Source organism: Streptomyces sp. NBC_01622, assembly GCF_045209635.1.
Lineage (GTDB): Bacteria > Actinomycetota > Actinomycetes > Streptomycetales > Streptomycetaceae > Streptomyces.
Genome location: NZ_CP109293.1, coordinates 2,700,256 through 2,711,752 on the forward strand (window position 1 = coordinate 2,700,256; position 11,497 = coordinate 2,711,752).

Below are 11,497 nucleotides of genomic sequence, written 5' to 3' on the forward strand. Positions count from 1 at the left end.
ACCCGCCTGTCCCGGAGGACGTAGAACCATGGCCGCCACCCCCGAGAACCCTGCATCCGCAGCGCCCCGCCGCAAGGTGAGCCGTCACCGCGGTGAGGGTCAGTGGGCCGCCGGACACTTCACTCCGCTCAACGGCAACGAGCAGTTCAAGAAGGACGACGACGGTCTCAATGTGCGGACACGCATTGAGACGATCTACTCCAAGCGCGGCTTCGACTCCATCGACCCGAACGACCTGCGCGGCCGTATGCGCTGGTGGGGGCTGTACACCCAGCGCAAGCCCGGGATCGACGGCGGCAAGACCGCGATCCTGGAGCCGGAGGAGCTGGACGACAAGTACTTCATGCTGCGCGTCCGCATCGACGGCGGCCGGCTGACCACGGACCAGCTGCGGGTGATCGGCGAGATCTCGCAGGAGTTCGCGCGCGGCACGGCCGACCTCACCGACCGGCAGAACGTGCAGTACCACTGGATCCGCATCGAGGACGTGCCCGAGATCTGGAACCGCCTGGAGGCGGTCGGTCTCTCCACCACCGAGGCCTGCGGCGACACGCCCCGAACCATCCTCGGCTCCCCGGTCGCCGGTATCGCCGAGGACGAGATCATCGACGGCACCTCGGCCATCGACGAGATCCACCGCCTGTACATCGGCAACAAGGAATTCTCCAACCTGCCGCGCAAGTTCAAGACGGCGATCTCCGGCTCCCCGCTCCTCGACGTCGCCCACGAGATCAACGACATCGCGTTCGTCGGCGTCGAGCACCCCGAGCACGGCCCCGGCTTCGACCTGTGGGTCGGCGGCGGCCTGTCCACCAACCCGAAGATCGGCGTCCGGCTCGGCGCCTGGGTCCCGCTGGACGAGGTCCCGGACGTGTGGGCCGGCGTGATCGGCATCTTCCGCGACTACGGCTACCGGCGCCTCCGTACGAGGGCCCGCCTGAAGTTCCTCGTCGCCGACTGGGGCCAGGAGAAGTTCCGCCAGGTCCTGGAGGACGAGTACCTCAAGCGCAAGCTGATCGACGGCCCCGCCCCCGCGCAGCCCGTCCAGCGCTGGCGCGACCACGTCGGCGTCCACCGCCAGAACGACGGCCTGTTCTACGTCGGTTTCGCCCCGCGTGTCGGCCGGGTCGACGGCACCACGCTCACGAAGATCGCCGAGCTGGCGCAGGCGCACGGCTCGGGCCGGCTGCGTACGACCGTCGAGCAGAAGATGATCGTGCTCGACGTCGAGGAGAGCCGGATCGACTCGCTGGTGGAGGGCCTGGAGGCACTGGGCCTCACCGCGAAGCCCTCGCCGTTCCGGCGCGGCACCATGGCCTGCACCGGCATCGAGTACTGCAAGCTCGCGATCGTCGAGACCAAGCAGCGCGGCATCACGCTCATCGACGAACTGGAGCGCCGCATCCCGGAGTTCGACGAGCCGATCACCATCAACATCAACGGCTGCCCGAACGCCTGCGCCCGTATCCAGGTCGCGGACATCGGTCTCAAGGGGCAGTTGGTCCTCAACGACAAGGGCGAGCAGGTCGAGGGCTTCCAGGTGCACCTCGGCGGCGCTCTGGGTCTGGAGGCCGGCTTCGGCCGCAAGGTCCGTGGCCTGAAGGTCACTTCGGAGGAACTGCCCGACTACGTCGAGCGGGTCCTCACCCGGTTCCAGCAGGAGCGCGAGGACGGCGAGCGGTTCGCCACGTGGGCCACGCGCGCCAGCGAGGAGGCCCTCTCGTGAGCGAGCGCGCCGCCCCCTTCTACTGCCCCTACTGCGGCGACGAGGACCTGCGTCCGAACGAGCAGGGCCATGGCGCATGGGAATGCGCGGCATGCAATCGGGCCTTTCAGCTGAAGTTCCTCGGGCTCCTCGCCCGGGGTCTCCAGCAGACCGACGCAGGGGGAGAACAGATATGACGACGACTCAGAAAGCGCGCCCCACCGACGACTTGAAAGCCCTCGCCGAGCAGGCGGGCCGCGACCTGGAGGACGCCTCCGCGCTGGAGATCCTCCAGTGGGCGGTGCAGACCTTCGGCAAGCAGTTCTGTGTGACCTCCTCGATGGAGGACGCGGTGGTCGCCCACCTCGCCTCCCGCGCGATGCCCGGCGTCGACGTGGTGTTCCTCGACACCGGCTACCACTTCCCCGAGACCATCGGCACCCGCGACGCGGTCGAGGCCGTGATGGACGTCAACGTCATCACCCTCACCCCGCGCCAGACGGTCGCCGAGCAGGACGCCGAGTACGGCCCGCAACTGCACGACCGCGACCCGGACCTGTGCTGCAAGCTGCGCAAGGTGCAGCCCCTGGAGCAGGGCCTCACCAAGTACGCGGCCTGGGCGACCGGGCTGCGCCGCGACGAGTCCCCGACCCGGGCGAACACCCCGGTCGTCGGCTGGGACGAGAAGCGGCAGAAGGTCAAGGTCTCCCCCATCGCCCGCTGGACCCAGGACGACGTGGACGCGTATGTGGCCGAACACGGCGTCCTCACCAACCCGTTGCTGATGGACGGCTACGCGTCCGTCGGCTGCGCGCCCTGTACCCGCCGCGTCCTCGCGGGCGAGGACGCGCGCGCCGGCCGCTGGGCGGGGCGCGGGAAGACCGAGTGCGGGCTGCACGAATGACCATCACCGAGAAGGAGTTGCACGTGACGACCGGAGCCACCGTCTGGCTCACGGGTCTGCCGAGTGCCGGCAAGACCACCATCGCGTACGAGCTGGCAGGCCGGCTGCGCGAGGAGGGCCACCTCGTCGAGGTGCTCGACGGCGACGAGATCCGCGAGTTCATCTCGGCGGGCCTCGGCTTCAGCCGCGAGGACCGGCACACCAACGTGCAGCGCATCGGCTTCCTCGCCGAACTGCTCGCCCGCAACGGCGTCAAGGCGCTCGTCCCGGTCATCGCGCCGTACTCCGACAGCCGCGAGGCCGTCCGCAAGCGGCACCAGGAGAGCGGCGCCGCCTATATCGAGGTGCATGTGGCGACCCCGGTCGACGTGTGCTCCGTACGCGATGTGAAGGGTCTCTACGCCAAGCAGGCCGCCGGTGAACTGACCGGGCTCACCGGGGTCGACGACCCGTACGAGGAGCCCGAGTCGCCGGACCTGCGGATCGAGTCGCAGCACCAGACCGTGCAGGAGTCGGCAGCGGCACTCCACGCGCTGCTCACCGAGAGGGGACTGGCATGACGGCGACCGTCGCCAAGACCGACGAGGGTACGGACACGCCGTACGCCCTCTCGCACCTGGACGCTCTGGAGTCCGAGGCGGTGCACATCTTCCGTGAGGTGGCGGGTGAGTTCGAGCGGCCGGTGATCCTCTTCTCCGGCGGCAAGGACTCCATCGTCATGCTGCATCTGGCGCTGAAGGCGTTCGCTCCGGCGCCGGTGCCCTTCTCGCTGCTGCACGTGGACACGGGACACAACTTCCCCGAGGTCCTTGAGTACCGGGACCGGGTGGTCACCGCACATGGGCTGCGCCTCCATGTCGCCTCCGTGCAGGACTACATCGACCGCGGTGTGCTGCGCGAACGTCCGGACGGGACCCGCAACCCGCTCCAGACGCTGCCGCTCACCGAGAAGATCCAGCGCGAGAAGTTCGACGCGGTCTTCGGCGGCGGTCGCAGGGACGAGGAGAAGGCCCGCGCCAAGGAGCGGGTGTTCAGCCTTCGTGACGAGTTCTCGCAGTGGGACCCGCGCCGCCAGCGGCCCGAGCTGTGGAACCTCTACAACGGGCGGCACGCACCCGGCGAGCACGTCCGCGTGTTCCCGCTGTCCAACTGGACCGAGCTGGACGTCTGGCAGTACATCGCCCGCGAGGGCATCGAGTTGCCCGACATCTACTTCGCGCACGAGCGTGAGGTGTTCGCGCGTGGCGGTATGTGGCTGACCGCCGGTGAGTGGGGCGGACCCAAGGCGGACGAGACCGTGGAGAAGCGGCTCATCCGGTACCGGACCGTCGGTGACATGTCGTGCACCGGTGCCGTCGACTCCGACGCGGTGACGCTGGAGCAGGTCATCACCGAGATCGCGGCCTCCCGGCTGACCGAGCGGGGCGCGACGCGTGCCGACGACAAGCTGTCCGAGGCCGCGATGGAAGACCGCAAGCGCGAGGGGTACTTCTAACCATGAGCACCATCACGACCGAGGAACTCTCGGCCACCACGCTGCTGCGGTTCGCCACGGCGGGCTCCGTCGACGACGGCAAGTCCACGCTCGTAGGACGGCTGTTGCACGACTCCAAGTCGGTCCTCACCGACCAACTCGAAGCCGTACAGCGGGTGTCGGCCGACCGCGGCCAGGACGCGCCCGACCTCGCGCTGCTCACCGACGGCCTGCGCGCCGAGCGCGAACAGGGCATCACGATCGACGTGGCGTACCGCTACTTCGCCACGCCCCGCAGGCGGTTCATCCTCGCCGACACTCCCGGTCACGTGCAGTACACCCGCAACATGGTGACGGGTGCCTCCACGGCCGAGCTGACGGTGATCCTCGTCGACGCCCGCAACGGTGTCGTCGAGCAGACCCGGCGGCACGCGGCGATCGCCGCGCTGCTGCGGGTGCCGCACGTGGTGCTCGCGGTCAACAAGATGGACCTCGTCGAGTACAAGGAGTCCGTGTTCGCCGCGATCGCCGAGGAGTTCACGGCGTACGCGAGCGAACTGGGCGTCCCGGAGATCACCGCGATCCCGATCTCGGCGCTCGCCGGGGACAACGTGGTCGACCCGTCCGCGAACATGGACTGGTACGGCGGGCCGACCTTCCTGGAGCACCTGGAGTCGGTGCCGGTCGCCCACGACCTGAGCCACTGCCACGCGCGGCTGCCCGTGCAGTACGTGATCCGGCCGCAGAGCGCCGACCTGCCGGACTACCGGGGGTACGCGGGCCAGATCGCGGCCGGTACGTTCCGGGTCGGCGAGTCCGTGACCGTGCTGCCGTCCGGGCGGGCCACGAAGATCTCCGGGATCGACCTGCTGGGCAAGCCGGTGCGGACCGCCTGGACCACACAGTCGGTGACCCTCCTGCTGGAGGACGACATCGACATCTCGCGCGGCGACCTGATCGTGCCCAGCAAGGACGCCCCGGCGACCACGCAGGACATCGAGGCGACGGTCTGCCATGTCGCCGACCAGCCGCTGACCGTGGGCCACCGGGTCCTCCTCAAGCACGGCACCCGCACGGTCAAGGCGATCGTCAAGGACATCCCGTCCCGTCTCACGCTCGACGACCTGTCCCTGCACCCGCACCCGGGACAGCTCGTCGCCAACGACATCGGCCGCGTGAAGATCCGCACCGCGGAGCCGCTGCCGGTGGACTCGTACGCGGACTCGCGCCGTACGGGCTCGTTCATCCTGATCGACCCGGCGGACGGCACCACGCTCACCGCGGGCATGGTCGGCGAGTCGTTCGCGGCGCCGGAGCCGGTCAAGGACGGTACGGACGACGACGGTTGGGACTTCTGACATGACGTCGAGGGACTTCTACTCCACGTTCGCGAAGGAGGGCGGCCGCGTCGGCAGCGGCGCCCTCGGCAGCGGGCAGGGCGGGGTGGCGCGATGTGCGGGCTGACGTACGCGCACCGCTCGCGCGCCCAGTCCCCCCACCCGCCGTCCCGGACACGACGAAGACGAAGACCTGCCGACCTCCCGGCCACGACCTGAGACCGTGACCGCCGGGCCAACGAGAGGAAACCCTCCCGTGCCTGTCAACCGCTCGACATTCCTGCGCCGCGGCATAGCCGTGGTCGCCGCGCTCCCCCTGCTCACCCTCGCCGCCTGCGGTTACGGGTCGGACTCCAAGAGCACCAACTCCAAGGAGAAGGTCGCCGCCGGGTCCTCCAAGATCGACGGTCTCGCCTCCGTGAAGATCGGCTACTTCGGCAACCTCACTCACGGGACCGCGCTGGTCGGCCGTGAGCAGGGCCTGTTCCAGAAGGAACTGGGCGCCACCAAGGCCGAGTACGCGACCTTCAACGCCGGCCCGTCCGAGATCGAGGCGCTCAACTCGAACTCCATCGACATCGGCTGGATCGGCCCCTCCCCGGCGATCAACGGCTACACCAAGTCCGACGGCAAGAGCCTGAAGATCATCGGCGGTTCGGCGTCGGGCGGTGTGAAGCTGGTCGTCAACCCGAAGAAGATCAAGTCCCTGAAGGACGTCAAGGGCAAGAAGATCGCGACGCCCCAGCTGGGCAACACGCAGGACGTGGCGTTCCTCAACTGGATCGCGGACCAGGGCTGGAAGGTCGACGCGCAGAGCGGCAAGGGTGACGTCACCGTCGTCCGCACCGACAACAAGATCACCCCGGACGCCTACAAGGCCGGTTCCATCGACGGCGCCTGGGTGCCGGAGCCGACCGCGTCGAAGCTGGTGGCCGAGGGCGGCAAGGTGCTGCTCGACGAGTCCACGCTGTGGCCCGACAAGAAGTTCGTGATCACGAACATCATCGTGTCGCAGAAGTTCCTCAAGGCGCACCCGAAGGTCGTCGAGGCCGTGCTGAAGGGTTCGGTCGCGGCCAACAAGTGGATCAACGCCAACCCGACCGAGGCGAAGGCCGCGGCGAACAAGCAGCTGGAGGCCGACTCCGGCAAGGCGCTGCCCGCCAACGTCCTGGACCCGGCGTGGAGTTCGATCCAGTTCACCAACGACCCGCTGGCCTCCACCCTCAGCGCCGAGGCGGCGCACGCGGTGAAGGCGGGTCTGCTGGCGAAGCCCGACCTGAACGGCATCTACGACCTGACGCTCCTCAACAAGGTCCTCAAGGCGGACGGCGAGAGCACCGTCGACGCCGCCGGCCTCGGCACGAGCTGATCGGAGGAGCCCGATGACTTCCCAGGAGGTGACGACCATGGCCACGACCCTCGCCAAGGAGGCCACCGCACAGGTCGAGCACGCGGCACGCCTTGAGCATGTCTCGAAGTCCTTCGCGACGCCGGGCGGGCAGCAGCTCGTCCTGGACGACATCACCATCGATGTCGCGCCCGGCGAGTTCGTCACCCTCCTGGGGGCCTCGGGCTGCGGCAAGTCCACCCTGCTGAACCTGGTGGCGGGCCTCGACAGGCCCACCACCGGGTCCATCATCACGGACGGCCGCCCCGCCCTGATGTTCCAGGAGCACGCCCTGTTCCCCTGGCTCACGGCGGGCAAGAACATCGAACTCGCCCTGAAACTCAGGGGAGTTCCGAAGGAGGAGCGGCGCGGCAGGACCGAGGAGCTGCTCGAACTGGTCCGGCTGCCGGGCGCGTACGGCAAGCGGGTGCACGAACTGTCGGGCGGTATGCGCCAGCGGGTCGCCATGGCCCGCGCGCTCGCCCAGGAGAGCCGCATCCTGCTGATGGACGAGCCGTTCGCGGCCCTGGACGCCATCACGCGGGACGTCCTGCACGACGAACTGACGCGTATCTGGGGCGAGACGGGGCTCTCGGTCCTGTTCGTCACGCACAACGTGCGCGAGGCGGTGCGGCTCGCCCAGCGGGTGATCCTGCTGTCCTCGCGGCCCGGCCGGATCGCCCGCGAGTGGACGGTCGACATTCCGCAGCCGCGCCGCATCGAGGACGCGCCCGTGGCCGAACTGTCCCTTGAGATCACCGATGTACTGCGTGGGGAGATCCGCCGTCATGGCCAGCACTGAGACGACGACGGTCAAGGACGCCGGGAGCGTCGAGGCGGGCCTCGACGCCCTGGAGAGTCCGGTCGCGGGCCGTCCGACCTTCCGGCAGACCTTCGTCAACAAGATCTTCCCGCCGATCGTCGCCCTCGCGGTGGTCATGGTCCTCTGGTTGATCCTGACCCCGATCGTCGACGACCCGAGCAAGCTGCCCTCGCCGGGCGCCGTGGGCACCGAGTTCAAGAACGCCTGGCTGCAGGGCGATCTCCTCGGCTACATCTGGACCAGCGTCTCGCGCGGTCTGCTGGGCTTCTTCTTCGCGCTGCTGATCGGCACCCCGCTGGGGCTGCTGGTGGCGCGGGTTAAGTTCGTGCGCGCGGCGATCGGCCCGATCCTGTCCGGCCTCCAGTCGCTGCCGTCGGTGGCGTGGGTGCCGCCGGCCGTGATCTGGCTGGGTCTGAACAACTCGATGATGTACGCGGTGATCCTGCTCGGCGCGGTCCCCTCGATCGCCAACGGCCTGGTCTCCGGCGTAGACCAGGTGCCGCCGCTGTTCCTGCGGGCGGGCCGCACGATGGGCGCGGCGGGCGTCAAGGGCATCTGGCACGTCACGCTGCCGGCGGCGCTCCCCGGCTATGTGGCGGGCCTGAAGCAGGGCTGGGCGTTCTCCTGGCGCTCGCTGATGGCGGCGGAGATCATCGCCCAGTTCCCCGATCTGGGCGTGGGGCTCGGCCAGTTGCTGGAGAACGGCCGTACCAACAGCGACATGGCGATGGTCTTCGAGGCCATCATCCTGATCCTGTTCGTCGGTATCGCCATCGACCTGCTGATCTTCAGCCCGCTGGAGCGGTGGGTGCTGCGCAGCCGCGGTCTGCTGGTGAAGAGCTGAGCTGATTCCCGTGCACCAGAGGCCGGTCCTCCTCGTCATCGCCCACGGCAGCCGCGATCCGCGGCACGCCGCGACGGTCCACGCCCTCGTGCGGCGGGTACGGTCGCGGCGGCCCGGGCTGCGCGTGGAGGTCGGTTTCCTGGACTTCAACATCCCTTCCGTGCAGGGGGTGTTGGAGTCCCTGTCGGCGGAGGGCGTCCAGGACGTCGTGGCCCTCCCCCTGCTGCTGACCCGCGCGTTCCACGCGAAGGCGGACATCCCCGCGGTCCTCGCGGACGCGCCGCCACGGCTCCGGATCCGGCAGGCGGAGGTACTGGGGCCGTCGCCACTGCTCCTGTCCGCCCTCGAACGACGGCTCTACGAGGCCGGGTTGACGCCCGCCGACAAGTCCTCGACCGGGATCGTGCTGGCCTCGGCGGGGTCGACCGACCCGGAGGCGATCGCGGTGATCGCGGACATCGTGCGGGAGTGGCGGGACACCGGCTGGTGTGCCGTGCGCCCCGCGTTCGCCTCGGCGGCCCTGCCCCGCACCGAGGACGCGGTCCGTGAACTGCGGGCCCTGGGCTGCGAACGTGTCGCGGTCGCGCCCTACGTCCTGGCGCCCGGCTTCCTCCCCGACCGCATCGCGCGGGGCGCGGCGGAAGCGGACGTCCTCGCCGATGTCCTGGGCCCGGCCCCGGAGGTGGCACGACTGCTGCTGAAACGCTACGACGCGGCCCTGGCCCCGCTGCTCGCGGCCGTCGGCGCCTAGCGCTTCCACGGTCCGACCTGCCCGGATTCACGAAAAAGGGTCCCCCTGGGGCCCCGGATCTGCTGGGATGGTTCCTCGCGGAGCTAGCGGGGGAGCAGTACACGTGACGGGTCGGGACTTCGGGCATCACTTGGGGCTGCCCCGGGCGCTGTCCGGGCTGCCGCTGAGTCCGCTCGTCGCGTCCTACGGCGAGCTCGTCGCCGCCCAACACGCGGCGGGCTTACGGCACTTGGGCGAGGCCCTGGTCCCGGCGGGCACCGGCGGACTGGGCGTCCTCGACGGGCTGTACGTGCCCTCCGGCGGGCGCGGTCGCCGTCGGGTGGACGTCCCGTTCCTGGAGGACCTCGCCCGCGCCCCCACTCCCGGCGCCGGACTCGCCCAGCTGCTGGCCGAGGTGCACCGGCGTGATCCGCAGGCGCTGCGCCGGGTCGTGCTGTACCAGCTGATCGGGCTGCTGCAGGACCGGCCCGTGAAGGAACGCCCGTGCGTAGCGGCCCAGTTGGGGGTGCGTGCCGACGAGGTCGCCGGGCTGGTGGCGGCGGCCCGGCTGCGGCCCCACCTCGACAAGCGTGAACGGCAGGCCGCCGAGTCCCTCGCCGGGGCCCGGGACCGGCACCGGCTGCACCGGGTCCGCACCCTGCTGGAACGGCTGCCGACAGGCACCGACGACCCGGCTCTACGGTCGCTGCGCAGCGAGTTGGCCGCGCGGTTCGCCGTGGTCGACGGGGCGCTCCTCGCGGCGCGGCGGGCCGAGGAGGAGCGGGACGCGGAAGCCGCGAGTGCGGAGTATCTGCGGGCGCTGCGTGAAGTCGCCGACGACCGGCGGGCGTTGCGCGGACTGGTGCGGGTGAGTCGGCCCCGGCGTGGTGAGCGGGCGGCGCTGGACGCCGAACTCGGTCTGGATCATGTGCGGTTGACCTGGGACGAGTCGGGTGCGGACGACGGCTGGCGGCTGGTGTGTCTGCACCGCGACGAACAAGGTGCGCCGATCGTGCGCGAGGTCTCCGCGCGCGACGACGCCCTCGTGCTCGGGAGCGCGGTCCGCTACGCCGCTCTCCCGCTGGCCGGCGGACTCGTGGACGGTCCGCCGCTCGTGTCGCACCAGTTGCTGCTCGCCCCGGAGGTGGGCGGACTCACCCTGACGGACGGCCCGGAGCGCATCGAGGGCACCTGGAAGACACCGCCCGGCGCCACCGACGTCACGGTCGAGCACACGGGACCGGACGGCACCGTCGAGCAACTGGGCACCCGCGAGGGCGGGTTCACCGCGAAGGGCCTGTCGGCCGGCGTCCACGCCCTCCGCGTCGTCTGCCACTACCGGACCGCCGGAAGAGCGCCGGTCACCTCCCCCGGGGTCCGCGCCACCCGCACCGTCCACCCCTGGCCCGCCCCCGTCCGCACCCTCACCGCCCAAGCCGAGGGCGACGCCGTACGGTTCGCCTGGACCGGCGCCGCGGACGCGGACGTCCGTCTGGTGGACTGGCCCGGTGAGGCCCCGGCACCCGGCACCGAACTGCGCACCCGGGACCTCCCGGCCGGGCTCGGCTGGCCGGAGCGGGACGGCGCGCTGTGTCCGCCGCCCGGCCGGTATCTCCGCGTCTCCGCCGTCGCCGTACTCGGGGAGCGCGCGCTCGCCGGTCCCACAGTCGAGGTCGAGGTACTCCGTCCGGTGACCGGGCTCGACGCCCGCCGGCTGCCGGGCGGGGAGGCGGACGTCACCGTGGACTGGCCCGACGACACCGGTCATCTCAGGGTGAGTTGGGACACCGGTGAGCGGAGTGTCACCGCGCACGCCTACCGGCGCGGTGGGCTGCGGCTGGCCGTGGGCCCGGGGTCCGTACGGATCCGGGCCGCCGCCGTGCCGCAGGCGCCCGGAGCGGTCGTCGTGGCACCGGACGCGGCCGAGGTACTGCTACCGCCGGACACCGCAGTCGGCTATCAACTGGTGCGCCCGCCCCGCCGGTTGCTCGGCCGCGGCCGCCCCCTGCTGCGCGTCACCCTGTCGGCGCCGGACGACGGTGAGCACCACGGGGCCCCCGAGTTCGTGTGCGTCGCGCGCAGCGGCACGCTCCGACCCCGCAGCGCGGCCGACGGCACGACCCTGGTGCGGATCCCCGGCACCGACCTGCTCCGACTGGGCACGGTGGAGCGGGAGTTGCCCGCCGCGCCCTGCCCGGCGCCGTACACGCTGCGCGGCTTTCTGCTGGGCGAGCACGCGGCCTCGGTACGACTCGAAGAACCGTCCCCCGCGACCCTGGTGGTGCGCTGAGCC

Annotated in this window: 11 protein-coding genes; all 11 read left to right on the top strand. The window is 70.7% G+C overall.

From position 1 onward, the window contains the following. The first annotated feature begins 28 nt into the window (after window positions 1-28). The 11 genes from OH768_RS12355 to OH768_RS12405 all read left to right on the top strand — a co-directional run bounded on the left by OH768_RS12355 (window position 29) and on the right by OH768_RS12405 (window position 11,494). Window positions 29-1,726 carry a nitrite/sulfite reductase gene (locus OH768_RS12355; RefSeq protein ID WP_406452988.1) on the top strand — a complete coding sequence of 566 codons (1,698 nt, stop codon included), beginning with the start codon at window positions 29-31 and terminating at the stop codon, window positions 1,724-1,726. Beyond that, on the top strand, window positions 1,723-1,902 hold the full coding sequence (locus OH768_RS12360; protein WP_200680024.1) for a hypothetical protein: 180 nt from the start codon (window positions 1,723-1,725) through the stop codon (window positions 1,900-1,902). The genes OH768_RS12355 and OH768_RS12360 overlap by 4 nt, the downstream gene beginning before the upstream one ends. Then, the gene (locus OH768_RS12365) at window positions 1,899-2,609 is read left to right on the top strand and encodes a phosphoadenylyl-sulfate reductase (RefSeq protein ID WP_406452991.1); all 711 of its coding nucleotides are present in this window, start codon (window positions 1,899-1,901) and stop codon (window positions 2,607-2,609) included. Before OH768_RS12360 ends, OH768_RS12365 begins: the two co-directional genes overlap by 4 nt. Beyond that, window positions 2,606-3,169, top strand: a complete 564-nt coding sequence (gene cysC / locus OH768_RS12370) for an adenylyl-sulfate kinase (protein ID WP_406452993.1) — start codon at window positions 2,606-2,608, stop codon at window positions 3,167-3,169. Before OH768_RS12365 ends, cysC begins: the two co-directional genes overlap by 4 nt. Further along, window positions 3,166-4,104, top strand: a complete 939-nt coding sequence (gene cysD, locus OH768_RS12375) for a sulfate adenylyltransferase subunit CysD (RefSeq protein WP_406452995.1) — start codon at window positions 3,166-3,168, stop codon at window positions 4,102-4,104. The genes cysC and cysD overlap by 4 nt, the downstream gene beginning before the upstream one ends. Window positions 4,105-4,106: 2 nt before the next feature. Beyond that, the gene (locus tag OH768_RS12380; protein WP_406452996.1) at window positions 4,107-5,441 is read left to right on the top strand and encodes a sulfate adenylyltransferase subunit 1; all 1,335 of its coding nucleotides are present in this window, start codon (window positions 4,107-4,109) and stop codon (window positions 5,439-5,441) included. Window positions 5,442-5,676: 235 nt separating this feature from the next. After that, window positions 5,677-6,789, top strand: a complete 1,113-nt coding sequence (locus tag OH768_RS12385; RefSeq protein WP_406452998.1) for an aliphatic sulfonate ABC transporter substrate-binding protein — start codon at window positions 5,677-5,679, stop codon at window positions 6,787-6,789. A gap of 37 nt (window positions 6,790-6,826) precedes the next feature. Continuing rightward, window positions 6,827-7,609: an ABC transporter ATP-binding protein gene (locus OH768_RS12390; protein WP_406465245.1), complete on the top strand. Its 783-nt coding sequence runs from the start codon at window positions 6,827-6,829 to the stop codon at window positions 7,607-7,609. Next, a complete protein-coding gene (locus OH768_RS12395; RefSeq protein ID WP_406453000.1) occupies window positions 7,596-8,474 on the top strand; it encodes an ABC transporter permease in 879 nt (292 codons plus the stop codon). The genes OH768_RS12390 and OH768_RS12395 overlap by 14 nt, the downstream gene beginning before the upstream one ends. Before the next feature lie 10 nt (window positions 8,475-8,484). Continuing rightward, a complete protein-coding gene (locus OH768_RS12400; protein WP_406453002.1) occupies window positions 8,485-9,225 on the top strand; it encodes a sirohydrochlorin chelatase in 741 nt (246 codons plus the stop codon). Window positions 9,226-9,328: 103 nt separating this feature from the next. Continuing rightward, window positions 9,329-11,494, top strand: a complete 2,166-nt coding sequence (locus tag OH768_RS12405) for a hypothetical protein (protein WP_406453004.1) — start codon at window positions 9,329-9,331, stop codon at window positions 11,492-11,494. The last annotated feature ends 3 nt before the right edge of the window (window positions 11,495-11,497 follow it).